This window comes from Sphingomonas sp. GC_Shp_3 (assembly GCF_026540945.1).
Lineage (GTDB): Bacteria > Pseudomonadota > Alphaproteobacteria > Sphingomonadales > Sphingomonadaceae > Sphingomonas.
On sequence record NZ_JALNUT010000003.1, the window covers coordinates 143,977 to 168,481 of the forward strand.

The following is a 24,505-nucleotide window of genomic DNA, read 5'->3' on the forward strand; positions in this document are numbered from 1 at the left end:
CTTACGTCGCGCGAGCGATCATCGCCGTTTCGTCGCGGCGCAGCGTCAGTACCTCGACGCCGCTCGCCGTCACCGCGACGGTGTGCTCGAACTGCGCGGAGAGCTTGCGGTCGTTGGTAACGACGGTCCAGCCGTCTTCCTCGGTCGACACCTTGCGCGTGCCCTGATTGACCATCGGCTCAATCGTGAAGACCATTCCTTCGCGCAGTTTCATGCCGCTGCCGGGCTTGCCGAAGTTCATCACCTGCGGCTCCTCGTGCATCTCGCGCCCGATACCGTGACCGCAATACTCCCGCACCACCGAATAGCCGTTCTTCTTGGCATGACGCTCGATCGCGCAGCCGATATCGCCGAGATACGCGCCGGGTCTTACCTGGCGGATGCCGTGCCACATCGCCTCCTGCGCGACACGCACCAGGCGCTTCGTCGCGGGCGGCACGTTGCCGACCACATAAGTCTTGCTCGAACCCGCGATGAAGCCGTTCTTTTCCAGCGTGATGTCGAGGTTGATAATTTCGCCGTCACGGATGATCTCTTCCGCATCCGGCACGCCGTGGCACACGACATGGTTGATCGAACAGTTCAGGACGTATTTGAAGCCATATTGTCCCTTGCTCGCCGGCCGCGCGGCGAGATCGACGGTGATGAAGCGATCAACCAGATCGTTGACCTGCATCGTCGACAGGCCGTCGAGGTTCTGGGTGTCGAGCATCTCGAACACCGAGGCGAGCAGCTTGCCCGATATGCGCATCAGCGCGAGCTCGTCGGCCGTCTTCACCATCTCAGGCGGCGACGGCGGACAGCGGCACCTGCGCGGCCGCAAGTTCGGCTGCTACGATATCGTTAAAGGACAGCGTCGGTTTCGCTTCGGCCATCATGCCGATCTTCATCCAGAACTCGGCCTGCGCGTTGATCGAGCGGCACATCACCGCACTTGCACGGCGCGCCTCTTCGTGAAGGTCGTCGGCGACTTTGACGATGCCCACCGGCTTTCTCCTATCGTTGAACAGCACACGAAACGTATATGCTTCGTATAGTCCTGTCAACGCAGACCCGTTCGTGGCGACTGTGCAACATGCAGGCTAACAGCCTGCCTCGCGCAGCAAGCTGCCAAAACACACCACCGCTCGCCGGCTACAGGTGAGAACGACGGTTCGAGCGACGCGGTCGCGACGTCACATCGCCGCGAGGAGGCTCGAAATCGGGATGAACGCGAACGCAACCGAGCTATCCGCCACGCCGTAAGGCACGAACAGCTTGTCACCATGCTTCAGCGCGCCGCAGGTGTAGACGACGTTGGGCACATAACCCTCACGGTCCTGATCGGCAGCGGCGAGGATCGGCTCCTGCGTCCGGCCAAGCACCTTGGAGGGATCGTCCTTGTCGAGCAGGACCGCGCCGATCGAATATTTCCGCATCGCGCCGACGCCGTGAGTGAGCAGCAGCCAGCCCTCGTCGATCTCGATCGGCGGACCGCAATTGCCGATCTGCACCAGTTCCCACGGTAGTTCAGGCGTGAGCAGCAGTTCGCCTTCGTCCCAATGTGTCAGCGTATCCGATTTGAGCAGAAACAGGTTTTCGCCGTCCTGCCGGCCGATCATCATATACTGGCCGTTCACCTTGCGCGGGAACAGCGCCATGCCCTTGTTACGTGCGGCAGGGCCGCTCATCGGCACCAGATCGAACGCCCGGAAATCGCGCGTGCGGAGCAGTTCGGACTGAATCGTCGAGCCGTTATAGGCGGTGTAGGTCCCCAGCCACTCCCACGCACCGTCATCATGCTGGAAATGCACGAGGCGCAGATCCTCAAGCCCTTTCGACTGGGCATCGGTCATCGGGAAGATCACCGTACCCGACAGTGTGGAGTCACGGTGGCGGTAAACCGTCACCGGGCCTTCCGGCACCGTTTCCTCGTCGACGTCGATCATGTCGGTCGCCGTCGCGAAAGGCGGTTCGGGTGCGAGTTTCAGTTCATTGTTATCGGTGATGATACCTTCGCGGAACGCCACGGAGGAGATGTGCCCCTCACCCACCGCACGCAGGCTCATCAGGATGCGTTGCGAACCCGGCGGCATGCCGGTCTGGTCGAAATGCGGCACCGCACTGGGGTTCATCAGCGCGGCTGCGGCATAGCTGTATTCGTGGCAGAAATACGCGCCGATCAACTGACGTTTCTCATCACCGATATAGGTACCGTCGAGGCCCATCATGGCCGCGATTTCGTCATAGCGCGTCATGAAGACGCGGCGCGTCTGCCAATGACGCGCCTCGAAATCCTTTAGCACGATCTCCAGTTCCGCACGCGTTTCGGCAGTGTTAAGCGCCATTACGGCGTTAACGATGCGTTCGGTACGGCTCGGTCCCTTCCCGCTTGCCGCCCAGGCAAGATGGAACGGACGCACGACCACGCGGGAAGGATCTGCGTGGAGCCGCAGAGCATGGTGGAACAGGTCTATCACGTCGTCGCCTCGCCAACAGTCTGCTACGCGACGTCACGAGCGAGGCTACGCAACGGCGCGATCCGGCCCTGCCACGCTTTCGACCTGCTTTGAAAGCCCCGAAATCGCACATGATGCGAGTTGCAGCGCCAAAATCGACTCCGCACCTTGGTTACGGTTCAATCCGCTCGGCATCAGTCCGTCGAAACAGCCCCCATCATGCACTGTGGCAAGCGGAAGATCGAGATCGTTGAGACCGAGATACCAATGATAAGCCTTCATGGCCTCATCGATCCACCGCCGTTCACCGGTCGCTTCAAATGCTGCTTCACAGGCCTCGATCGTCGCCTGCGCTTCGAGCGGTTGCTGGTCGTATGGCAGCGGCGCCTGGAACGGGCGGTTGAAACTCTCGCTGCCGACAGCGCGGAAACGGCCCTCGGGTGACGTCTGCTGCCCGATGATCCAATCCAGCGTCCTGGTGCCGCACGCGATCAGGTCATCGCGGCCCAGCGCCTTGCCGGCGCGGAGCAGCGCTTCCGGGAGACGGGCATTGTCATAAGCCAGCACGATCTCAAACCATTCCCATTCGGGGCGTCGTGCCTCTTCGAGAAGGGCGAGCAGGTCGGCCGAAAAGCGCGTCAATATGCTACGCGCAAGCGCATGGCCGGGGAACGCCTCCAGGATTGCGGCCGCGCCAAGCATCGCGAAACCATGGGCACGTGGGCTGCCAAGCTCGAAGGCGAGGCTCGCCGTCATGTCGAACATCGCCACCGCCCAATCGCGGTGCTTGGCTTGGCGGGCATCCCGTGCAGTTACGCCGAACGCCCAGATCGTCCGGCCGTTGGAGTCCTCGGAGCCGACATCCTCGCACCAGGTTCGATCAAACCGCATGAAGTTGCGGAAACGACGTGCCTCGGGGTTCCAGGCATATTGCAAGAACGATTCGTAGGTCGTCATCCACTTGTCGCGCAGGTCGTCAGCAAGCGTTTCCATCTTGCAGGCAAGGATCAGCGCGCGCGCATTGTCATCGATGCAATAGCCGTGACGGCGGTCCGGCACCGAGAAGATCGCGTGCTGGAACATGCCGGTGGAGTCGCTCATCCGCTCTACCGCAGAAAAGTCCGGATCAAGAGACGCCGTCGACGGCGACGGACCCGCGATACGGCGTGGCTGCGTGGCGATGATATGGGCAATCTCCCGCATCGCGCGTTCGGCAAGGCGCGGCCAGATCATCGTGCGGCCACGTTCGTACGCACGCTGCGAAAGGCGGGTGCGATTACGTTCGCTGTCGAGCAGTGCGTTGATTTCACGCGCGAACGCCGCGCTGTCCCCGAAGTCGACCAGGACGCCGTGCCCGTCCGAAAGGATCTCGGTCGCGTGGACGTAAGGCGTCGACACAACCGCTTTGCCCACACCAACGGCGTAGGAAAGCGTACCCGAGGTGATCTGCGCCGGATTGCTGTAGGGCGTTGCGTAGATATCGGCGGCCTGCAGGTAATTGATCAGATCATTATGCTCGACAAATTCGTCGATGAAAGCGACTTGCTCGCCGACGCCATGTTCGGATGCCAGCGCTTTGAGACGATCACGGTAGACCTCGCCCTCATGCGCAACGAGATTTGGATGGGTCGCCCCGAGAACAACATAATAGGCGTCAGGATGGCGCGCGGTGATCGCCGGCATCGCGTCTATGATGGTCTCGATGCCCTTGTTGGGGGCGAGCAGCCCGAAGGTGAAGATCACCTTCTTGCCCTGCCAGCCGAACTGAGCCTTCAGCGTATCGGGATCGACGAAGTCGCGATCCGGGACGCCATGCGGGATCATCACGATCGATCGCGCACTGGCACCATAGACCCGCTCGAGGATCTCGCTGCCACGATCCGCCATGACCACCACCTTGGCGGCGCGACGCAGCAGACCTTCCATTACGCGGCGCTCTTCAGCGCTGGGTTTTTCGAGGATGGTATGAAGCGTCACAATTACTGGGATCGTCACCCGGTCGAGCAGCGCAAGCAGATGCTCGCCGGCCGAGCCGCCGTAGATGCCATATTCGTGCTGGACCCAGAGCGCCTGCGCGCCACTATGCTCGATCGCGCGCGCCGCCTCCGAATAGGCGATACGATCGTGCTGCGGGATGCTCATAGTGACTTCGGGCGGATAAAAGTAACGGCCCGGATGATCGTCCATGGCGTACACGTCGATCTTGAGATCGGGGAAGCGCCCCTTCAGCGCGGTGAACGTATCCGTCGTGAAGGTCGCAAGACCGCACTTGCGCGGCAGGAAATTCCCAATCAGCGCAATGTGGTCAATCGAAGAAAGCGGTTCTGCTGCTCGCGTCATCAAGGGACATCCTGTGGACCGAGGCTAAATGCCCCGACGTGTCTCCCCAACAAACAAACTGCTTTCGAATAAGTTGCAAGAATGTTGCACCGCAACGAAGCAAATCCCTCAATCGCGATCAGGTGCGCACGCGGATGCAGCATTCAGCCCCGGCCGCGATAGCCGGGAACGTCCTGCGACGGCAGCCACAAGCCATCCGGCGGCGAGCCAGATTGCCAGAAGACGTCGATCGGCATACCGCCGCGCGGATACCAGTAGCCACCGATCCGCAACCACAATGGCTTCATCTCCGCAAACAGCCGCTCGCCGATGCCGACCGTGCAATCCTCGTGAAATGCCTGATGGTTGCGGAAGCTGCCGAGGAAAAGCTTGAGCGACTTCGACTCGACGATCATCTCACCCGGCGCATAATCCAGCACGAGGTGTGCAAAATCCGGCTGGGCGGTCACCGGGCACAGGGAGGTGAACTCCGGCGCGGTAAACCGCACCAGATACGGACGCCCGCGCCGTGGGTTGGGAACGTAGTCGAGCACCGCTTCCTCCGGAGAGACGGGGAACGCGCTGGTTTGGCCAAGATACTTTGGTGTCATGCCGCGCATGTAGCGATGCATGTCGTGGTTCGCCACTGCGCTCGACGTGCACAACCTGCGGGATTAGGTAGGCGAGCAGAGGCCATACGGGAAATGAACATGGATTCGCTGGTATCGACCGAGTGGCTCGCCGCCGAATTGGGCGCCGCCGATCTTCGCATCGTCGATGCAAGCTATTTCCTGCCTGAGCATGGCCGGGATGCAGCAACCGAGTTCGCAGATGCACATATCCCGGGTGCAGTGTTCCTCAACCTCAAGACCGTCGCCGATACCGCCAGCCCCTACCCGACCATGCTACCATCAACCGACGCGTTCACGCAGGCGATGCAGGCGCTAGGCATCGGCGCGACCGCGCGGGTGGTGATCTACGACGCCTCGCCGATCCACTCCTCCGCACGGGCATGGTGGATGCTGCGCCATTTCGGGTTTGAGGAGGTTGCGATACTCGACGGTGGTCTAGCCAAGTGGCAGGCGGAGCACCGTGTTACAGAAAGCGGCGATGCCGCTCCCCTGCCGGCCACGCCGAGCTGCCTGTCGCCTCGCGGCGACGTGCGCACGATTGCCGACATGCGCGAGACGCTGGTCGGCGGCGCGGAACAGGTGCTCGATGCGCGCTCTGCCGCGCGCTTCTCCGGCGAGGAGCCTGAAACCCGGCCCGGTGTGGCGAGCGGGCATATCCCGGGCGCGAAACACCTGCATTATGCGACGTTGTTCAACCCGGACGGGACCTGGAAGAGCCGCGCCAACCTGCGCACCGCATTTGAAAATTCCGGCGTCGACCTCTCTCGGCCGATCGTCACCACCTGCGGGTCGGGAATCACGGCGGCGGTGCTGGCGTTCGGCGCGCACCTGCTTGGCGTGGAAACAGCGCTATACGATGGCAGTTGGTCCGAATGGGGCGCCGACCCATCCACGCCCAAGGCAACCGGAGCGATCGCATGAGCGGCGAGCCACGCGGCAAAGGCACTTCGACGCGGGTTGTCGCCGCAGGCCGGCGAAAGGAATGGACGCAGGGCATCGTCAACACGCCGGTCTGGCGTGCCTCCACAATCCTGTACGACAGCGTCGCCGACCTGCGCGCTTCCGGCGCGGCCGATACGCACCATCGTTTGTTCTACGGTCGGCGCGGCACTCCGACGCAGTGGAGCCTCGCCGACGCGCTGACCGAACTGGAACCCGGAGCGGAGGGGACGTTTCTCTACCCTTCCGGCGTGGCGGCGATCGCGGCGGCGTTATTGTCGGTCCTCTCACCCGGCGAAGAACTGCTGCTGGTCGATAGCGCCTATGATCCATCGCGCGGCATCGCCAACGGTTTGCTCAAGCGAATGGGCATCACCACGCGCTGCTACGATCCGCTGATCGGCGCCGGTATTGCCGACCTGATCGGGCCGAACACGCGCGCGATCCTGATGGAGAGCCCCGGCAGCCTCACGTTCGAGGTGCAGGATGTGCCCGCAATCTGCGCAGCCGCAAAGGCGCGCGGTGTTACGACCTTGCTCGACAACACCTGGGCAACGCCGCTGCTGTTCCCGGCGATGCAGCACGGCGTCGATCTTTCAATTCTCGCCTGCACGAAATATATCGTCGGCCATTCGGACGTAATGCTCGGATCGGTGACGGCCGCGCCCGGCCATTTCATGCAACTGCGTGATACCAGCTTCCAGTTGGGACAAGTCGCCAGCCCGGACGATGCCTGGCTCGGTTCGCGGGGGCTGCGGACGATGGCGGTGCGGCTGCGCCAGCATCAAGACAGCGCACTTCAAATCGCACGGTGGCTCGCCGAGCAGCCGGAGGTGGAGCGCGTGCTGCACCCGGCGCTACCGTCCTGCCCGGGGCACGAGATCTTCGCACGCGATTTTCTGGGCGCATCCGGCCTTTTCTCGTTCGTGCTCAACGGCGGCGCGAAGGAAAAGTGGGAGGCGGCGCGTGCCGCGCTGATCGATGGGCTGGAGCATTTTGGGATCGGCTACAGTTGGGGCGGGTTCGAGAGCCTGGCGCTCCCGATCGACCCGGCCCGCCACCGCACCGCAACGCGCCGCGATGACGCCGGGCCGATGATCCGCCTTCAGATCGGACTCGAGGATGCCGACGACCTGATCGCCGATCTCGAAGCCGGCCTCGCGCGGTTCCGGACGATTATGCACCCGTAGCCGTGTGGCGCGCGTGCCACATCAGCAACAAACCGGACACAGATCAGCAAAATTTTGTTGTACTGCACCATAAGCAGGCTCAAGTTACGGCTTCCAAAGGCAAGTTGCGCGGAGGGTTCGCCCTTACAGACGCACATGCATTCGGAAGCAGGCGGGGACGACGCATTTCGAAAGGGAAACGATGCGCTTCTCCACACTCTCGCTCGGCGCGCTGTTGCTCGCCGCCTCCGCCACGCCCGCGTTTGCGGACGATGCACCGACGGCACCACCGCCCGCCTTCACGGTCAGCGGTGGCGCAACGTTGATCTCCGACTATCGCTTCCGCGGCATTTCGCAGACTGACAAGAAGGTTGCGCTGCAGGGTACGTTTACCATCGCGCACGAATCGGGTCTGTACGCCACCGTCTGGGGTTCGACGATCGACGATTACATCGCGAACGGCAGCGATCAGGAAGTTGATCTGATTGCGGGTTATTCAAAGACGATCAACGGCATCAAGCTCGATGGCGGTGTGCTCTATTATTACTATCCCGGTGGCGGCCACGCCAACACCGACTTCGTCGAGCCGTACTTCGACATCTCGAAGCAGTTCGGCCCGGTCAACGGCAAGGTGACGGTCAACTATGCGCCGAAGCAGAAGGCGCTGAGCGTCGGCAACGGTTCGGAAAGCAACGTCTATCTCGCCGGCGATGCTGCGCTTGCGGTGCCGAACACGCCGTTCGGCTTCACCGCGCACCTCGGCCACACCTTTGGGCCGAGCTATCTGTCGATCGGAGACAATTACACTGACTGGGGACTGGGCGGCAGCTACACCTGGAACCATCTGACGCTCGGCCTGAGCTATGTGGATACCAACAAAAATTCGTTCATTACCGATCAGCACGGCGAGACGCGGAACATCTCCAAGGGCGGTGTCGTGGTGTCGCTCGGCGCGGCGTTCTAAACCACGCAAGACAAAGAAAAAGGGAGCGGTTCGCCGCTCCCTTTTTTGTGTGTCGGATGGACCGGCCCGAAAGCCGGCAGTTCACTTGGCCTGTGTTACGCGGGCGCTTTGACCGTCACCTTCTGGAGCGGCGACCACGTCGCGGGTCGACGCACCCTTATCGACCACGTTGGTTGCGGGATCGTCGACCGAGGAACGGATGCCCGCGTCGTCGCTATCCGCGCCCGCTGCCGAGAGCGTTGCGCTCTCGCCCGCGCTACGCGGCGCCGACCCGCCGAATAGCGCGTCGAGCGCCTGCGCGTTGGGGCTGACGTCGTTCGCGCGTGCGGCACCGGGCTTTGGCGGAGCAAGCGAGAAATCGGGCGGGATTACCAGCGGCGCCTGACGCGCGACCGCGAACTCGTCCGGACCGCCGGGGCTACCCAGCCGCGAATGCGCGGCGCATCCGCCCACCAACAGCGCGACGCCCGATACGCCCGCGACACAAACCAGTTTACGCATTGCCAGAAGTCTCCACAGAATCTTGTGCCGCATGTCGTTCGCCCCTGGGCTTGTCGCGTACCAGAAGCGCGCGGACGAACAAGACGAGCACCCCCACCGTAATCGCGGCATCGGCGACATTGAAGACCAAAAACGGTTGCCACGTGCCGATATGGAAATCGGCGAAATCGACCACATAGCCGAGCCGCACCCGATCGAGGATATTGCCGAGCGCGCCGCCCAACACACAACCAAGCGCGATCTGCTCGATCCGCTTGGGTTCGCGCAGCATCCACACCAGCACACCAAGCGCGATCAGCCCGGTCATCGCCACCAGCAGCCAGCGCGACGTGTCGTTGCTCGCGTGCAGCAGCCCGAGCGAAACGCCGTGATTGGCGACGAATTGTAGGTTGAAGAACGGCGTGATCTCACGCGCGGCGGTCAGATCGTCAAGCCGCAGCACCTGCGTGATGCCGTATTTCGAGGCCTGATCGGCGACGAACAGCAGCGCGGCGGCAGCGAAGCCGGCGGCGGGCAGCCGGCTCATGCCACAACGCTTTCGCAGCGGTCACACAGGTCGAGATCCTGCGTCACCTCGGGGAGCAACCGCCAGCAGCGACCGCATTTGTGATACTCGGTGCGCGTCACTGCGATGCCGTCACCCTGCGAGACATTGGCGACGATGAACGCCTCCGCCAGCGCCTCCGGCGCGACCGGCAGCACCGGCACCGTCACTTCGGCCTCAAGGCTGGAACGTACCACCTTCTCGCGCCGCAACGGCTCGATCGCCTCGGTCACCTGCGCGCGCAATGCCCGCACTCCCGCCCACACCGTCGACACGCCATCGTCACCCGACGTGGCCGGCACGTCCGGCCACTCCAGGAAATGCACCGAGCCATCCTCGCTCGGAAAGCGCGCCTGCCATACTTCCTCGGCGGTGAAGCACAGGATCGGTGCGGCATAGCGCACCAGCGCGTGGAACAGCAGATCGAACATGGTGCGCGCGGCGCGACGCTTGAGATCGCTCGGCGCGTCGCAATACAGCGAATCCTTGCGGATATCGAAGTAGAACGCCGACAGATCCTCGTTGGCGAAGTCGGTGAGCAATCGCAGATAACGATTGAACTCAAACGCTTCCGCCGCCGCCTTGAGATCGCGGTCGAGGTTACCGAGCAGGTGGAGCACGTAGCGTTCCAGCTCAGGCATGTCGGCCGGCGAGACCTTTTCGGCATCGCTGAACCCGTCGAGCGCGCCGAGCAGATAGCGGAAGGTGTTGCGCAGCTTGCGATATGCGTCGGAAGTGGTGGTGAGCACCTCCTTGCCGATCCGCACGTCCTCAAAATAATCGACCGAGGCGACCCACATGCGCAGGATGTCCGCGCCGCTTTCCCCGATCACCTTCAACGGATCGACCACGTTGCCGAGGCTCTTCGACATCTTCCGCCCGTTGCCGTCGAGCGCGAAGCCATGGGTCAGCACCGCGTCATACGGGGCGCGCCCGCGCGTGCCGCAGCTTTCCAGCAGCGACGACTGGAACCAGCCGCGATGCTGGTCCGATCCTTCGAGGTAGAGGTTGGCGCGCGTACCTTCGCCGTAGCGTGCCTCGATCACGAAGGCGTGCGTCGAGCCGCTATCGAACCATACGTCGAGAATATCGGTGACGATCTCGTAATCCGCCACCGCATAATCGGGGCCGAGCAGTGCCTGATGATCGGCGGAGAACCACGCGTCAGCACCGCCGGCGGTGAACGCCTCGCGGATGCGGGCGTTGACCGCCGGGTCGCGCAGATAGTCCCCGCTCTGGCGGTGGACGTAGAGCGCGATCGGCACGCCCCACGCACGCTGGCGCGAGATCACCCAGTCGGGGCGCTGCGACACCATCGCGTTGATGCGGTTTTTGGCGCGCTCAGGCACCCAGCGGGTCTGCTCGATCGCGTCGAGCGCGACTTCGCGGAGCGTGGCGCCGTTCCCCCCACCATTCGCGCCGAGCGAAGTCGAGGCACCTGCGCTCGTGGCCGACGGCTCGCTTTGCTCGCCGATCAACCCGCTGCGAACGGCCCCCGGGCGTTCGCTGTTCGCGGCCCACGGCTCGCTCCGCGAGCCAACCTCCGCGCTGCGACCATCCCCCGGATAGTCGCTGTTCGCGCTACGGTCCATCGGGATGAACCACTGCGGCGTCGCGCGGAAGATCACCTTGGCCTTCGACCGCCAGCTATGCGGGTAGGAATGCGCGAAGTCGTCGCTTGCCGCGATCAGTGCGTCGACCGCGCGCAAGTCGGTGCAGATCGGCCCTTCCGCGCTGACGAACTTCTTGTTGATGACGCTGCCCTGCCCGCCCAGCCACAGCCAGTCGGCGCGGTACATGCCCGCGCCATCGACTGCGAACACAGGATCGATGCCGTTCGCCTTGCACAGCAGGAAATCGTCCTCGCCGTGGTCGGGCGACATGTGGACGAGCCCGGTGCCGGCGTCGGTGGTGACGAAATCACCGGCGAGGAACGGGCGTGGCTTGGCGAAGAACCCGCCGAGTTCGTGCATCGGGTGGCGGGCAACGGCGCCCTCCAGCTGCGATCCACGCACCGACATCAGCGCGGTGACGGTCCCCGCTGCATCGCCGATCTTGACGATGACCGGATGGCCGATGCGTGCGCCGAAGCTCTCCAGCAGATCATGCGCGACCAGCAACGTGCGCGGGCCACCGACCATGTCGTCGAAGCGGACCAGCAGATATTCGATCTCCGGCCCATACGCCAAAGCCTGATTGACCGGGATCGTCCACGGTGTCGTCGTCCAGATCACCGCATGCGCGCCGACCAGTTCGGGCGCATTCGGCGCCTCGGTGATTTCGAACGCGACGTCGATCTGCGTCGATACCACGTCCTCATATTCGACTTCGGCTTCGGCAAGCGCGGTCTTTTCCACAGGCGACCACATCACCGGCTTGGCGCCGCGATAAAGCTGGCCGCTTTCCGCGAACTTGAGCAGTTCGCCGACGATCGACGCTTCCGCCTCATACTTCATGGTCAGATACGGGTCGGTCCAATCGCCCATCACGCCGAGCCGTTCGAACTCGGTGCGCTGCACCGCCACCCACTTCTCGGCATAGGCGCGGCATTCGGCCCGGAACTGTGCGACCGGCACCTGATCCTTGTCGAGCTTCTTGGCGCGGTACGCCTCCTCGACCTTCCATTCGATCGGCAGGCCGTGGCAATCCCAACCCGGCACGTAGGGCGCGTCCTTGCTCATCAGCGACTGGCTGCGGACGATGATGTCCTTCAGCACCTTGTTCATCGCATGGCCCATGTGAATGTCGCCATTCGCATAGGGTGGGCCGTCGTGGAGGATGAAGCGCTCGCGCCCAGCGCGCTGCTCGCGCAGGCGATCGTACAGGCCGAGCTTCTCCCACCGTGCGAGAATCGCAGGTTCCTTGGCGGCGAGGCCGGCCTTCATCGGGAAGTCGGTCTTCGGCAGGAAGACGGTGTCGCGCCAGTCGCGCGGGCTATCGGGGGCGGTCGTATCGGTCATGAAGCGGTGGCCTTAGCCGAGCGGCGCGCCACTATAAAGCCCCCTGCCCGAGCATCGCCTCGTCACCAGTTCCACACCATGCCGGTTTCGCTGAACGGCTTCGGCTCTTTCGGCGGGATCGTCGCGCTGTTCAACTCAACCTGCCAGAAGCCGACGTCGATCCAGCGGCCGTTTTTGTAACCCGCCTCGCGGAGCACGCCGGTGCGTTTGAAGCCGACCGATTCGTGCAGCCGGATCGACCAGTCGTTCGGCAGCGTGATGACGCCGATCGCATGCGCGAAGCCCTGCGCGCGTACCGTATCGATCAAAGCGTCGTAAAGCTGCCGCCCATAGCCTTTGCCGAGTGCCGCCTGCGCGAGATAAACCGAGGTCTCGATCGTGTAACGATAGGCCGGCCGATCGCGGAACGGGCCGGCGAAGGCGTAACCCATAACCGTCGCCGCCTCACCTTCGGTGACCACCAGCCATGGCAGATAACCGTCGGAGGCGAGCATGCGTTTGTGCATCTCGTCCGCGTCCGGCGCGTCGGTCTCGAACGACACCGTCGCGCCCTCGACGTAAGGGCGGTAGATGCCGGCGATCGCCTCGGCGTCGTCGGGCGTGGCGGGACGGACCGCGATCACCATCCGAAGCGCGCCAGCACGTAGTTCATCAGTGCTACGTCACCCTGCGCGGGCGGCGTCCCGCCCAGCCCTTCACACTCAAGACACCGCGCCTGTATCGCCGAGCCGGTGCCGATCCGCTTCACGTCACCGAGCGCCTGCGCGAACGCGGCGCGGTGCTGCGCGGCGATGCGAGTGAAGGCGTCGCCACCGCTTTTCGCATCGTCATCCCCGTCGTCGCGAGCGAACTGCGCGATCAGCTTGGCGAATGCGCTCGGCTTCTTCTCGAGATACTCGGCGTGGTAACTCTTCAGCCCGGCCAGCTTCGCGGCTGCCGCGACCGCGTCATCAAGCCCGCCGAACTGATCGACCAGCCCGATCTGACGCGCGGTACCGCCGTCCCAGACGCGCCCCTGGCCGATCTCGTCGACGCGTGCCGGGGTCAGGTGCCGCGCGGCGGCGACGCGGCCGACAAACTCGCGGTAGCCGTTCTCGATACCTGCCTGGAAAATCGCGTCAGCCTCCGGCGTGGTGCCCGCGTAGATGTCGGGCTGGCCGGACAGCGGCGTCGTCTTCACCCCATCCGTGGTGATGCCGATCTTCTTCAGCGTGTTTTCGAAAGTCGGGATGATCCCGAAGATGCCGATCGAGCCGGTGATCGTGGTCGGCTCGGCGAAGATGCGGTCGCCGGCAGTCGATACCCAATAGCCGCCCGAGGCCGCGACCGACCCCATCGATACCACGACCGGCAGCTTCTGCGCCTTCGCCTCCTGGATCGCGCGGCGCATCGTCTCGGACGCAAGCGCCGAGCCGCCCGGCGAGTCGACGCGAACGACCAAAGCCTTGAGGGTTTTCTTGGCAAGGCCGTCTAGCATCAGCTTGGCGATCGTGTCGCCGCCGACATTGCCGCCGCTCGACTTGCCGTCGGCGATGTCGCCCGCGATGGTCAACACGCCGACCGCATCGCCGCCGGTCGGCAGCGGGTTGCGTGCGACATAACCGTCATAGCCGATCGTCTTGAAATTACCGGCCGCCTTGCTGGTGTCGGATCCGGCGATCTGTGCCACGCGTTTGTCGAAATCCAGACGGGTGCCGAGCTTGTCAACCAGACCCGCGTCGAGATTAGCCTTGGCAATGTCGCCCTGCACCGCCGCGATCACCTTGTCGGGTGCGGTCAGAAACGGGCCGACCTTGGCCTTGGGCCGCGCCTTGGCAATCGCCTCCTGCCACTGGCCGAAGATAACCTGGTAGAGCTTGACGACCTCTTCCTTCGCCTCAGGTGAAGCGGCGTCGCGCGTGTACGGCTCGACATAGGATTTGTATTTGCCGACGCGGTAGACGTGCGCGGTGACGCCGAGCTTGTCGATCAGGCCCTTGTAATAGAGCTGCGATCCGCCCGGTCCCATGAACAGCGAGCCGCCCATCGGGTTCACCCAAACCTCGCTGGCGTTGGCGGCAAGGCGATACGCGCCATCGGTATAGGCGGTGGCGTAGGACAGCACCGGCTTGCCACTGTCGCGCACACGGCGGATCGCATCGCCGACTTCGGTCAGCGCGGCCGGATAGCCACCCGCAAACCCATCGAGATCAAGCACGACGACCTTCACGTCGCCGTCGCCCTTCGCCTTGTCGAGTGCGCGCACCAGATCGCGGAGGCGAAACTCGGTGGTGGTCGGCGAACTGGTCAGTGCCGCAAGCGTCCCCGGCGTACCCGGCTGCTCCACAATCGGACCGTCAAGCTTGAGCAGCAGCGCGCCCGCACGGTTGCCGGAACCGCCCGGCCGCGCTGCAAGCGCACCGAACAGCACCCCGAAGAACAGCAGCATCGCGATCAGGACGAGCGCGTCCTTGATCCCGACCAAAAGCTTCCACGCACCTCGTACGAGTTTCACTCTGCCGCTCTCCTGTTGGCGGATGACGACATATCGCTAGAGCATCGCCGAAGACGCGTAAACACCGTGCAGTTGCGGCAACACAGCCGGTCAAAAATTGCGCTCGCGCCGGTTGACGATCGCCCGGCTCAGTCACATATGAGCGTCGCTGGCACTCACCTTTGGCGAGTGCTAACAACCATTCACATGCTCTACAAAAAGGACAGCGCATGAACTTTCGTCCGTTGCACGATCGCGTTCTCGTCCGCCGGGTTGAGGCGGAAGAGAAGACCGCTGGCGGGATCATCATCCCCGACACGGCCAAGGAAAAGCCGCAGGAAGGTGAAGTCGTCGCCGCCGGTGCCGGCGCCAAGAGCGAAGAGGGCAAGGTCACGCCGCTCGACGTGAAGGCCGGCGACAAGATCCTGTTCGGCAAGTGGTCGGGCACCGAGGTCAAGGTCAACGGTGAAGACCTGCTCATCATGAAAGAGTCGGACATTCTCGGGATCGTTGGCTGAGCCAATTACCCGGTTTTTCTTCTCAACACTTTAGTTTGAAAGGTCAGCCAACATGGCAGCCAAGGACGTAAAATTCAGCCGTGACGCGCGCGAGCGCATCCTGCGCGGCGTCGACATCCTCGCCGATGCGGTGAAGGTCACGCTCGGGCCGAAGGGCCGCAACGTCGTGATCGACAAGTCGTTCGGCGCACCGCGCATCACCAAGGACGGCGTCACCGTCGCCAAGGAAATCGAACTCAAGGACAAGTTCGAGAACATGGGCGCGCAGATGGTGCGCGAAGTCGCCTCGAAGACCAACGACGTCGCCGGCGACGGCACCACCACCGCCACCGTGCTCGCCCAGGCGATCGTGCGTGAAGGCATGAAGTCGGTCGCAGCCGGCATGAACCCGATGGATCTGAAGCGCGGCATCGATCTCGCCGTCGTCAAGGTCGTCGAGGACATCAAGTCGCGTTCGAAGCCGGTTTCGGGTTCGTCGGAAGTCGCGCAGGTCGGCATCATCTCGGCCAACGGCGACAAGGAAGTCGGCGAGAAGATCGCCGAAGCGATGGAGAAGGTCGGCAAGGAAGGCGTCATCACCGTCGAAGAGGCCAAGGGTCTCGACTTCGAGCTGGACGTCGTCGAAGGCATGCAGTTCGACCGCGGCTACCTCTCGCCCTACTTCATCACCAACCCGGAGAAGATGACGGTCGAGCTCGCCGATCCGTACATCCTGATCCACGAGAAGAAGCTCTCGAACCTGCAGGCGATCCTGCCGATCCTCGAAGCGGTCGTTCAGTCGGGTCGCCCGCTGCTCATCATCGCCGAGGATATCGAGGGTGAGGCGCTCGCCACGCTCGTCGTCAACAAGCTGCGCGGCGGCCTCAAGGTCGCAGCGGTCAAGGCACCGGGCTTCGGTGATCGTCGCAAGGCGATGCTTGAAGACATCGCCGTCCTCACCAAGGGCGAAGTGATCTCGGAAGACCTCGGCATCAAGCTCGAGAGCGTCACGCTCGGCATGCTCGGCACCGCCAAGCGCGTCACCATCGACAAGGACAACACCACCATCGTCGATGGCGCCGGTGAAGCCGAATCGATCAAGGGCCGCACCGATGCGATCCGTCAGCAGATTGAGATCACGACCTCGGACTACGACCGTGAGAAGCTCCAGGAGCGTCTCGCCAAGCTTGCTGGCGGCGTCGCCGTCATCAAGGTCGGCGGTGCGTCGGAAGTCGAGGTCAAGGAGCGCAAGGACCGCGTCGACGACGCGCTGCACGCAACCCGCGCAGCCGTTGAAGAAGGCATCGTTCCCGGCGGCGGCACGGCCCTCCTCTACGCGACCAAGGCCCTCGACGGCCTGACCGGTGCGAATGAGGACCAGACCCGCGGCGTGGACATCGTCCGCAAGTCGCTGACCGCGCTGGTTCGCCAGATCGCCAGCAACGCGGGCCATGACGGCGCGGTCGTCTCGGGCAAGCTGCTCGACCAGACCGACACCTCGTTCGGCTTCAACGCATCGACCGACGTGTACGAGAACCTCGTCGCAGCCGGCGTGATCGACCCGACCAAGGTCGTTCGCACCGCGCTCCAGAACGCGGCCTCGGTCGCCGGCCTGCTCATCACGACCGAAGCGGCCGTGAGCGAACTGCCGGAAGACAAGCCGGCGATGCCCGCAATGGGCGGCGGCGGCATGGGCGGCATGGGTGGCATGGACTTCTGATTTCGGACGGGAGCAGCGAAAGCTGCTCCCGACACGAAATCAGAACGGCCGGCGGGTCGGCGGCAACTCCGCAGATCCCGTCCGACGACAGGCGGCGGCTTCGCCGTCGCCAATTCCGAACCACTCAGCCTTCCAAGCTGGACCAAAACAAAGGGCCGGGGGAGCGATTCCCCGGCCCTTCGTGCGTCCAGGCGAAGGGCCCTCGACTACAGCACCCCGCAATAGCGCATCGCCACGTCGCACCGCGCATAGCGCGCCCCGAACCGTGCCATGATGTCGGCGTCATGCTCGAAGCCCAGTTTCTCATAGAGGTGGATCGCGGCGGCGCACTTGCGGCTGGTAAGCAGGTAAAGCGTCTCCGCCCCCATGTTCCGCGCCCGCGCGATCATCGCGGTGAGCAGGAACTCGCCCGCCTTGCGCCCACGCGCGGCCGCGCTGACACCCATCTTGGTAAGCTCGAACTGGCGCTCTGCGGTCTTCTGCAACGCGCAAGTGCCGACGATCCCGACGCCCGGCGCCTCGACGAACAGGATTGCACCACCGGGCGTGATGATGCGCTCGCGCGGGTTTTGGAGAACGTCGCGGTCGGTATCCTCTAGGGCGAACATCGTCCTGATCCACTCGGCGTTAATATCGTGGAAGAGCGGCGCGAGATCGTCGGTAAACTCGCGCAACACGAGTGGCGGAGCGGAACGCGCCAGCATGGCGGCGACACGCATGTCGAGCGGTTGCTCGGCTAGGCGCCGTTCGAGCGTGGCGATCTGATCGAGCAACGGGCCGGCAAGTCCCTCGCACAGTTCCACCGCCGCCGCGCCGACCTGCGGCCAGAGCGCGACGCTGGCATGATCGGCGAGCGTCGAGCCTGCCGCCGTCAGCGTGATCGTCTTCTGGCGCTGGTCCTTGTGATCGCGCGTGAGTGCGACGAGGTCTAGCGCGACCAGCGCCGTCACGGTGCGGGTAACGGCTGGCTGACTGACGCCAAGCGCCTCCACCGCTTCGCTGATGGTGAGCGGCCCGTAGCGATCCAATGCGGCTAGCAATGGCATCTGGCCTGGCTGGATCGGCACGCCGGCGTTCCGCAAAACGGTGGCGGCCTCCCCCTGCATCCGTTCGGCAAGGCGTTTGAGCCGGCTGCTCAGGAACACAGCGCCGAAATCCGCCAGCACATCGCGCGACATATCTTTCTCCATAACATGTTATAAGCACGTTATCAGGTAAACAGAGGGTTGCTAGCTGTGGTTTGCTTCCTCCCGTAAAAAGTCGACGAATGCCCTTAGCGGCACCGGCATCAACCGCCGGCCAGCGAAGTACAGGAACGGACCGGAGAAACGCGTCGACCAGTCCGCCAGCACCTCCACCATCGTTCCGCGCGCTATCCCAGGCGCGACATACGCCTCGAACCCGCCGAACAGCCCGACCCCCGCCTCTACCGCCGCCAGCAGAAGCGGCATGCGATTGGTCACGAAATGCGCGGGTGGCGAGACGATGATCGTTTCCCCGTCCTTCTCATACTCCCACTCGCCCATTCGGCCGCTGGCGAAGCGATGCCGCACCGCACGGTGACGCAACAGATCGTGCGGATGTTCGGGTACGCCGTGACGCGCGAGATAGTCCGGAGACGCGACCGTCACGTAGCGGTCGTGGCGCGGCCCGATCGGCACCGCGATCATGTCCTGCTCCAGCCGTTCGTCATAGCGAATGCCGGCATCGAAGCCGCCGGCGAGGATATCGACGAAGCTGTCATCCGCCGTCACATCGACGCGAATCTCCGGGTAGCGCATCGCAAAGCGCGCGAGCAGCGCCGGCAGGATCAACTCCGACACGCCGACCGGCACGTTCAGCCGCAAGGTCCCCCGGGGCGAAGCGACGGAACCACCAACGACATCAAGTGCGCGCCCGATCTCGGCAAGCGCGGGGCGAAGCGAGGCGAACAGTTCCTCACCCGCCTCCGTTAGTGTGACGCTGCGGGTAGTGCGGTGGAGCAACCGCACGCCGAGCCGCTCCTCCAGCCGCCGCACGCTGGTGCTGAAGGTGGATGCCGAGCCATTGCGCAGGTTGGCGGCGCGGCGGAAGCTCCGCTGTTCGGCGACTGCCGCGAAGGCGGCGAGATCGGTCAGGTCGGCATCCACCATTGTTCTGAAATCCGTACATGTTGTTCGAGCTGAACCGGATTATCGCACAATCCTTCAGCTCCTAGATAGCTGCCACCACAGCAAAGGAGCACGTTCCATGCAAACCACCAACCTCGGCAAAACCGGCCCGCGCACGTCGACGCTCGGCCTCGGCGCGATGGGCATGTCGGGCAGCTACGGCCCGTCAGATCGCGACGAGAGTATCGCCACCATCCACGCCGCGCTCGACGCCGGCATCACGCTGATCGACACTGGCGACTTCTACGGCATGGGCCACAACGAACTGCTGATCGCCGAAGCGCTGCACGGTCGCGATCGCGATACGGTACAGCTCAGCGTCAAGTTCGGCGCCCTGCGCGCGCCCGACGGCAGTTGGCTCGGCTTCGACGGTCGGCCTGCGGCGGTGAAAACCGCGCTTGCCTATACGTTGCAGCGGCTTGGCGTCGACCATATCGACATCTATCGGCCCGGTCGGCTCGATCCGGACGTGCCGATCGAGGATACCGTCGGCGCGATCGGGGAAATGGTTCAGGCTGGTTACGTCCGGCACATCGGACTGTCCGAAGTCGGCGTTGAAACACTTCGTCGTGCCGCCGCCACGCATCCGATCTGCGACCTCCAGATCGAATATTCATTGGTCTCACGCGGCGTGGAGGACACGATCCTGCCGGTGCTGCGTGAACTCGGGATCGGCATGACGGCGTATGGCGTACTGTCGCGCGGGTTGATCGGCGGCCACTGGAAGCCGGGCACGGTCGCGGCTGCGGACGACTTCCGTAGCCACAGCCCGCGTTTTCAGGCGGAGCATGTCGACCGCAACCTCGCGCTGGTCAATGCGCTGGCGAAGGTCGCGCAGGGGCGCGGCATCACCACGGCGCAGGCGGCGATCGCGTGGGTTTCGGCGCAGGGCTCCGACATCGTGCCACTGATCGGCGCCCGCACCCGAACGCGGCTGACCGAGGCACTCGGCGCGGCGGATGTGGCGTTCAGCGCCGACGATCTTGCCGCGATCGAGGCGGCGGTCCCGCGCGACGCCGCCTCGGGCGACCGCTACCCCAAGCCGCTGATGGCGATGCTCGACAGCGAACGGTGACGGCGACGCCGGGGTGGCACCGCGCCACCCCGGCTATTTGTCCGCGTCCAGCAATTCCGGTCGCTCGGCAAGCGAGCTAACGGTGGGCGCGGCACCGCCTGCGCAGCGTTTGGCGAGGCCAAGCCCCTTCAGAAAGCCCCGCCTTACCGAACCCGCATAAACCGCCGCTTCCGCACGACGCTGCGCTTTGTCCGCGCCGGTAAGAACACGCACCAGGCCAAGCCCGGGGATAAGCGTGCCGACGACCGCACGCGCGCCTGCCGCCGCAATCGCCGAGCCTTCGCCTTTCTGCCGGGCCGGCGTGTCGACATCGGCACCAAGCGCGCGGTTCAGATCACGGACCTGCGCGGCGATTTCGGCGCAGGTGCCGGTTCCGGTCGAGGAATATGGCGCAGACGCGGCGCGTTGCAGGACCGGCGGGATCTTCTGATCGCGCAGGCGCGTGTCCCGCAGCGGTTGGGTCACGACTTGGCCGATCCCGCCGCCCTGCTGCTGAGCGGTCGCGGCAGTGACCGGCGACAGCAGCAGGCCAGCGGCGGCGAGGCTAAGCAGGATGCGCATGGTCGATGTTCCTCCGATTAATACCGCTGCCCGAACGCACATCCGACAGACATGTTACAGCTACGAAATGAAAAATACGTCATCCTTGCCGATTGGCGGACTGCCTAGCCAAGCCACGCCGGCTTTGGCATCACCAAGCCATTCTCGAGTTCGGAGCACATCATGCCAGACCTGTCCCGCCGCGAGGCGATCGCCGCAGCCAGCCTAGCCACGCTTGCGGCCACTATGCCCGCCTTCGCGCAAACGTCGGCCGCCGGTGCCGTGGCATGGGATCTGAGCGATCTTTACCCGAGCGATGCCGCCTGGGATGCGGCGCGCAAGCAGGCGCTCGCCGATCTGCCGGGCTTCGCGAAATACAAGGGCACGCTCGGCACCAGTGCCGATGCGCTGGCCAAGGCGCTGTCGGCGCAGACCGCGCTCGACCGCACCATCTCGCGCATCTACACCTATGCCAGCCTGAAGGCCGATGCCGATCTGCGCAACTCCGCCAATCAGGAGAAGGAGGCGCTTGCCACCGACCTCTACACGGCGTTCGGCGAAGCGACCTCGTGGGTGGCGCCGGAACTGTTGACGGTCGGCAAGGCGAAGATCGACCGCTTCATCGCCGCCAATCAGACGCTCAAGACGCACTTCGACTTCCAGCTTGCCGATATCCTGAGGCAGGAGGCGCACACGCTTTCGCCCGAAGGCGAGGTGCTGCTCGCCGGCACCTCCGCGCCGTTCAGCGGCCCCAGCGACATTCGCGAACAGCTCGTCGCGTCGGACATCCCCTGGCCGAGCGTGACGCTGTCCACCGGCAAGACGGTTCGGCTCGACGATCAGGCCTATACGCTCAACCGTGACGCGCCCGTCCGCGCAGATCGCAAGCTGGTATTCGACACCTTCTGGGCGGAATATGGCCGTTTCCAATCGTCGCTGGGCGGGGCGTATCTAAGCCACGTCAAGGCCGATATCTTCGCAAAGAAGGCGCGGAAATATCCGACGTCGTTGGCGATGGCACTATCGGGCGGCAACGTCCCCGAGGCGGTGTACCGGTCGCTGGTGCGCGAGACCAACGCCGGCCTGCCGCAACTACACCGCTATTTCGAACTGCGCCGCCGCCTGCTCAAGCTGCCCGACATGGCCTATTACGATATCTACCCGCCGCTCGTGCAGCTCGACCGCAAGGTGACCGTGCCCGAGATGCGCACCACCGTGATCGAGGCGCTGAAACCGCTCGGCCCCGAATATGGCGCGATCTTCGCCGATGCCACCGCGAAGAAGTGGATGGACCCGCTGCCCCGCCCCGGCAAAAAATCCGGTGCGTACATGAACCCCGGTGCTGCGTTCGACGTGCACCCGTACCTGCTGCTCAACCTCGGCGAGAATTACGAGGGGATGACCACCTACGCACACGAATGGGGCCATGCGATGCACACCCTGCTCGCCAACAAGAACAACGTGTACGAGAAGACCAACTACCCGATCTTCCTCGCCGAGATCGCGTCGACCTGCAACGAGGCGCTGCTCGCCGCGTACATGGTCGAACACGCCAAGACCAAGGCGGAGAAGCTGTTCTACCTCGGCCAACAGCTCGAATCGATCCGCGGGACCTTCTACCGGCAGGCGATGTTCGGTGAATTCGAGCTGATGGTCCACGACAAGGCGGAGGCGGGCGAAGGCCTGTCCGGCGCGACGTTGACCAAGCTCTACCTCGATCTGCTGCGACGTTATCACGGGCCGAAGGTGGCGATCTCGGATATGTACGGCTCCGAATGGGCGTACATTCCGCATTTCTACACCAGCTTCTACGTCTACCAATATGCCACCTCGATCTCGGCGGCGTCGTACTTCGCGCGGTCGATCCTCAACGGCGGTGCCAAGGAGCGCGACACGTACCTGACAGTGCTGAAGTCGGGCGGATCGGACTATCCGGTCGATATCCTCAAGCGCGCCGGCCTCGATATGGCGAGCAGCACGCCGTATCAGGCGATCGTCGCCAGCTTCAAGGATACGCTCGATCAGTGCGAGGCGTTGATGGGGTGAGCCGCCGCGCCGGGCGGTCCGTTCAGGCGGGAAGTTCGGCGCTAGGGGCCGGCCGCGCATTCGCCGGCGCGATGGACGTATAGCGTCGCCGCGTCAGCCCGAAGCGCGGCGTGCCGGCAAGCCGCACCTCGATCATCGGCACCATCACGATGAGCAGCAGCCAGCTCGCAGCGAAACAGCCGTTCACCTCGGAAACGCTCTCGATCATGTGCAACGCGAGCAACGCGATGAGCAGCGTCTGCGTCGGCGCGGCGTTACGATCGAGCAGCGCCGAGGCGACCGCAGCGCCCGCCCACACGACGTAAAGGAGCACTGCGATCCAGCCAAGTTCCAAGGCTGTGTTGATAAAGCCGCTCTGCACGCTGAGTGCTGTCGTGCGGTTCATCCGCTTCTGCAATTCAATCGATACCTGCAATCCGCCACCGGTACCGTAACCGCTGCCGAGCGTGCGCTGGAATGTGATCGGCATCGCCGCCTGCCATAGGTCGCCACGGCTGCTCATCGTTGGATCGCGACCGACGGCGTTGTTGACGATTTCGGGTTGCAGCAGCAGCACAGCGCCCAGCAGGCACGCCACCGCAATCGCTCCATAGCGCCATAAATTGCGCAGTGCACGATTGGGGATCGGCAACAGCGCGATACCGCCGAACAGTCCCGCGGCAACGCCGATGTCTGCCGTGGCGGAATCGGCCATCACCAACGCAACCACGTCGATCAGCACCACCGAAGAGACGGTCAGGCCAGAAAAATTCAGGCTTCGTCGACCAAAGGCGCTGATCAGCATGTTGACGGCCAAGAACTGCCCGAACGCATTCTTGTGCGCGAAGATGCCGCGCCAACGGCCGGTATGAAGCCCGCCCATCAAGGCATGCCGATCGTCGATCAGGGCGAGCGCGACCGAGATCAGGATCATCACGGTGCTGAGCAGCCACACCAGACGCACCATCTTAGCAAAGCCGAGCAGCTTATGCGCAATGATGACGGTGGCGAGCAACAGCAACAGGTTGGCGAGCGCGAACAAGGTCGTGCCAGGATTGCTCGCCCAAGCCGCGGAAGCGGCGGCAAACACGCAGAACAGCGCGAGCGGCGCACCCATCGCGCGGATCGGATTGCGCAGGTATGCGAGGTAGAGCGAGACCAGCACCAGCCCCGCGATCAGGCCGGCCTTCCCGTTGAACACGTTGATCGCGGCAGCGCCGCCGGTATCCACCATCTGCTGGGAGTCGACGAGCGACCAGGTCACGCCCGAGAACAATAGCAGAATGAAGAGAAACACCGGGATGAAGGTCGTCGAGATCTTCATGGTCAGCCTCGCAGCGAATGTGCGTGGACGCGCGGTTCGCCCGGCCGCCAAGTTGGCGGTTCGGCTGCGAAGTCGACAGGATACTCGATCAACACCAACCTCACCCACCGACCCGCCTGTCAAAGACGCAGGCTTCTGTCGGGCGGGTATGTCATAACGCCACAGGTTTCTATCGGTAATTCGGGCGCCCGAGGCTGTCGCGAGAAGATGCGCCTGATATGACGCCGCAGATAAT

General features: G+C 64.0%; 21 protein-coding genes. 7 read left to right on the top strand and 14 right to left on the bottom strand.

Translation table 11 applies throughout. The features are described 5' to 3' along the window. Nucleotide 1 precedes the first annotated feature (1 nt). The 5 genes from map to queF all read right to left on the bottom strand — a co-directional run bounded on the left by map (nucleotide 2) and on the right by queF (nucleotide 5,389). Nucleotides 2-781, bottom strand: coding sequence for a type I methionyl aminopeptidase (map, locus tag OXR00_RS09645; RefSeq protein ID WP_267388038.1), 780 nt, complete (start codon nucleotides 779-781; stop codon nucleotides 2-4). Nucleotide 782: 1 nt separating this feature from the next. Continuing rightward, nucleotides 783-986, bottom strand: a complete 204-nt coding sequence (locus tag OXR00_RS09650; RefSeq protein WP_267388197.1) for a ParD-like family protein — start codon at nucleotides 984-986, stop codon at nucleotides 783-785. 189 nt (nucleotides 987-1,175) lie between these two features. After that, complete coding sequence (locus tag OXR00_RS09655; protein WP_242149741.1) at nucleotides 1,176-2,459, bottom strand: glycoside hydrolase family 130 protein; 1,284 nt, start codon at nucleotides 2,457-2,459, stop codon at nucleotides 1,176-1,178. A gap of 45 nt (nucleotides 2,460-2,504) precedes the next feature. Then, entirely contained in the window at nucleotides 2,505-4,778 is a 2,274-nt protein-coding gene (locus OXR00_RS09660; protein WP_267388039.1) for a glycosyltransferase family 4 protein, read from the bottom strand. 143 nt (nucleotides 4,779-4,921) lie between these two features. Next, nucleotides 4,922-5,389, bottom strand: coding sequence for a preQ(1) synthase (queF, locus tag OXR00_RS09665; protein ID WP_267388040.1), 468 nt, complete (start codon nucleotides 5,387-5,389; stop codon nucleotides 4,922-4,924). Nucleotides 5,390-5,467: 78 nt separating this feature from the next. Between queF and sseA the strand changes: the two genes are divergently transcribed. The 3 genes from sseA to OXR00_RS09680 all read left to right on the top strand — a co-directional run bounded on the left by sseA (nucleotide 5,468) and on the right by OXR00_RS09680 (nucleotide 8,461). Continuing rightward, nucleotides 5,468-6,310, top strand: coding sequence for a 3-mercaptopyruvate sulfurtransferase (gene sseA, locus OXR00_RS09670; protein ID WP_267388041.1), 843 nt, complete (start codon nucleotides 5,468-5,470; stop codon nucleotides 6,308-6,310). Continuing rightward, nucleotides 6,307-7,518: a cystathionine beta-lyase gene (gene metC / locus OXR00_RS09675; protein WP_267388042.1), complete on the top strand. Its 1,212-nt coding sequence runs from the start codon at nucleotides 6,307-6,309 to the stop codon at nucleotides 7,516-7,518. The genes sseA and metC overlap by 4 nt, the downstream gene beginning before the upstream one ends. A 181-nt stretch (nucleotides 7,519-7,699) precedes the next feature. After that, on the top strand, nucleotides 7,700-8,461 hold the full coding sequence (locus OXR00_RS09680; RefSeq protein ID WP_267388043.1) for a TorF family putative porin: 762 nt from the start codon (nucleotides 7,700-7,702) through the stop codon (nucleotides 8,459-8,461). 81 nt (nucleotides 8,462-8,542) lie between these two features. Here the strand turns inward: OXR00_RS09680 and OXR00_RS09685 are convergent, their stop codons facing one another. The 5 genes from OXR00_RS09685 to sppA all read right to left on the bottom strand — a co-directional run bounded on the left by OXR00_RS09685 (nucleotide 8,543) and on the right by sppA (nucleotide 14,960). After that, complete coding sequence (locus tag OXR00_RS09685; RefSeq protein WP_267388044.1) at nucleotides 8,543-8,962, bottom strand: DUF3035 domain-containing protein; 420 nt, start codon at nucleotides 8,960-8,962, stop codon at nucleotides 8,543-8,545. After that, a complete protein-coding gene (gene lspA / locus OXR00_RS09690) occupies nucleotides 8,955-9,488 on the bottom strand; it encodes a signal peptidase II (RefSeq protein ID WP_267388045.1) in 534 nt (177 codons plus the stop codon). Before lspA ends, OXR00_RS09685 begins: the two co-directional genes overlap by 8 nt. Further along, a complete protein-coding gene (locus OXR00_RS09695; RefSeq protein ID WP_267388046.1) occupies nucleotides 9,485-12,466 on the bottom strand; it encodes an isoleucine--tRNA ligase in 2,982 nt (993 codons plus the stop codon). Before OXR00_RS09695 ends, lspA begins: the two co-directional genes overlap by 4 nt. A 62-nt stretch (nucleotides 12,467-12,528) precedes the next feature. Then, nucleotides 12,529-13,092 carry a GNAT family N-acetyltransferase gene (locus OXR00_RS09700; protein ID WP_267388047.1) on the bottom strand — a complete coding sequence of 188 codons (564 nt, stop codon included), beginning with the start codon at nucleotides 13,090-13,092 and terminating at the stop codon, nucleotides 12,529-12,531. After that, entirely contained in the window at nucleotides 13,086-14,960 is a 1,875-nt protein-coding gene (gene sppA, locus OXR00_RS09705; RefSeq protein WP_267388048.1) for a signal peptide peptidase SppA, read from the bottom strand. Before sppA ends, OXR00_RS09700 begins: the two co-directional genes overlap by 7 nt. A gap of 209 nt (nucleotides 14,961-15,169) precedes the next feature. Between sppA and groES the strand changes: the two genes are divergently transcribed. Together groES and groL are read left to right on the top strand one after the other, a co-directional pair. After that, nucleotides 15,170-15,457 carry a co-chaperone GroES gene (groES, locus tag OXR00_RS09710; RefSeq protein WP_242150152.1) on the top strand — a complete coding sequence of 96 codons (288 nt, stop codon included), beginning with the start codon at nucleotides 15,170-15,172 and terminating at the stop codon, nucleotides 15,455-15,457. 52 nt (nucleotides 15,458-15,509) lie between these two features. After that, nucleotides 15,510-17,156, top strand: coding sequence for a chaperonin GroEL (gene groL, locus OXR00_RS09715; RefSeq protein ID WP_267388049.1), 1,647 nt, complete (start codon nucleotides 15,510-15,512; stop codon nucleotides 17,154-17,156). Between the two features lie 206 nt (nucleotides 17,157-17,362). Here groL and OXR00_RS09720 read toward each other — a convergent pair whose 3' ends face one another. Both OXR00_RS09720 and OXR00_RS09725 read right to left on the bottom strand, forming a co-directional pair. Then, a complete protein-coding gene (locus OXR00_RS09720) occupies nucleotides 17,363-18,334 on the bottom strand; it encodes a GNAT family N-acetyltransferase (RefSeq protein WP_267388050.1) in 972 nt (323 codons plus the stop codon). 51 nt (nucleotides 18,335-18,385) lie between these two features. Further along, nucleotides 18,386-19,288 (bottom strand): LysR family transcriptional regulator, encoded by a 903-nt coding sequence (locus OXR00_RS09725; protein WP_267388051.1) that lies wholly within the window; start codon nucleotides 19,286-19,288, stop codon nucleotides 18,386-18,388. A 97-nt stretch (nucleotides 19,289-19,385) separates the two neighbouring features. On the opposite strand from OXR00_RS09725, the gene OXR00_RS09730 reads away from it, so the two are divergent. Beyond that, nucleotides 19,386-20,381 carry an aldo/keto reductase gene (locus OXR00_RS09730; RefSeq protein ID WP_267388052.1) on the top strand — a complete coding sequence of 332 codons (996 nt, stop codon included), beginning with the start codon at nucleotides 19,386-19,388 and terminating at the stop codon, nucleotides 20,379-20,381. Between the two features lie 33 nt (nucleotides 20,382-20,414). Here the strand turns inward: OXR00_RS09730 and OXR00_RS09735 are convergent, their stop codons facing one another. After that, nucleotides 20,415-20,942 carry a hypothetical protein gene (locus tag OXR00_RS09735; protein WP_267388053.1) on the bottom strand — a complete coding sequence of 176 codons (528 nt, stop codon included), beginning with the start codon at nucleotides 20,940-20,942 and terminating at the stop codon, nucleotides 20,415-20,417. A gap of 162 nt (nucleotides 20,943-21,104) precedes the next feature. Between OXR00_RS09735 and pepF the strand changes: the two genes are divergently transcribed. Next, the gene (pepF, locus tag OXR00_RS09740) at nucleotides 21,105-22,967 is read left to right on the top strand and encodes an oligoendopeptidase F (protein WP_267388054.1); all 1,863 of its coding nucleotides are present in this window, start codon (nucleotides 21,105-21,107) and stop codon (nucleotides 22,965-22,967) included. A gap of 22 nt (nucleotides 22,968-22,989) precedes the next feature. Here pepF and OXR00_RS09745 read toward each other — a convergent pair whose 3' ends face one another. Then, nucleotides 22,990-24,270, bottom strand: a complete 1,281-nt coding sequence (locus OXR00_RS09745; RefSeq protein ID WP_267388055.1) for an O-antigen ligase family protein — start codon at nucleotides 24,268-24,270, stop codon at nucleotides 22,990-22,992. Between the last annotated feature and the right edge of the window lie 235 nt (nucleotides 24,271-24,505).

Excerpts from the sequence above, each read along its gene's own strand:
- map (WP_267388038.1), bottom strand. The coding sequence starts at position 781 with ATGGTGAAGACGGCCGACGAGCTCGCGCTGATGCGCATATCGGGCAAG.
- OXR00_RS09660 (WP_267388039.1), bottom strand. The coding sequence starts at position 4,778 with ATGACGCGAGCAGCAGAACCGCTTTCTTCGATTGACCACATTGCGCTG.
- queF (WP_267388040.1), bottom strand. The coding sequence starts at position 5,389 with ATGCATCGCTACATGCGCGGCATGACACCAAAGTATCTTGGCCAAACC.
- sseA (WP_267388041.1), top strand. The coding sequence starts at position 5,468 with ATGGATTCGCTGGTATCGACCGAGTGGCTCGCCGCCGAATTGGGCGCC.
- metC (WP_267388042.1), top strand. The coding sequence starts at position 6,307 with ATGAGCGGCGAGCCACGCGGCAAAGGCACTTCGACGCGGGTTGTCGCC.
- OXR00_RS09680 (WP_267388043.1), top strand. The coding sequence starts at position 7,700 with ATGCGCTTCTCCACACTCTCGCTCGGCGCGCTGTTGCTCGCCGCCTCC.
- OXR00_RS09685 (WP_267388044.1), bottom strand. The coding sequence starts at position 8,962 with ATGCGTAAACTGGTTTGTGTCGCGGGCGTATCGGGCGTCGCGCTGTTG.
- lspA (WP_267388045.1), bottom strand. The coding sequence starts at position 9,488 with ATGAGCCGGCTGCCCGCCGCCGGCTTCGCTGCCGCCGCGCTGCTGTTC.
- OXR00_RS09695 (WP_267388046.1), bottom strand. The coding sequence starts at position 12,466 with ATGACCGATACGACCGCCCCCGATAGCCCGCGCGACTGGCGCGACACC.
- OXR00_RS09700 (WP_267388047.1), bottom strand. The coding sequence starts at position 13,092 with ATGGTGATCGCGGTCCGTCCCGCCACGCCCGACGACGCCGAGGCGATC.
- groES (WP_242150152.1), top strand. The coding sequence starts at position 15,170 with ATGAACTTTCGTCCGTTGCACGATCGCGTTCTCGTCCGCCGGGTTGAG.
- groL (WP_267388049.1), top strand. The coding sequence starts at position 15,510 with ATGGCAGCCAAGGACGTAAAATTCAGCCGTGACGCGCGCGAGCGCATC.
- OXR00_RS09720 (WP_267388050.1), bottom strand. The coding sequence starts at position 18,334 with ATGTCGCGCGATGTGCTGGCGGATTTCGGCGCTGTGTTCCTGAGCAGC.
- OXR00_RS09725 (WP_267388051.1), bottom strand. The coding sequence starts at position 19,288 with ATGGTGGATGCCGACCTGACCGATCTCGCCGCCTTCGCGGCAGTCGCC.
- OXR00_RS09730 (WP_267388052.1), top strand. The coding sequence starts at position 19,386 with ATGCAAACCACCAACCTCGGCAAAACCGGCCCGCGCACGTCGACGCTC.
- OXR00_RS09735 (WP_267388053.1), bottom strand. The coding sequence starts at position 20,942 with ATGCGCATCCTGCTTAGCCTCGCCGCCGCTGGCCTGCTGCTGTCGCCG.
- pepF (WP_267388054.1), top strand. The coding sequence starts at position 21,105 with ATGCCAGACCTGTCCCGCCGCGAGGCGATCGCCGCAGCCAGCCTAGCC.
- OXR00_RS09745 (WP_267388055.1), bottom strand. The coding sequence starts at position 24,270 with ATGAAGATCTCGACGACCTTCATCCCGGTGTTTCTCTTCATTCTGCTA.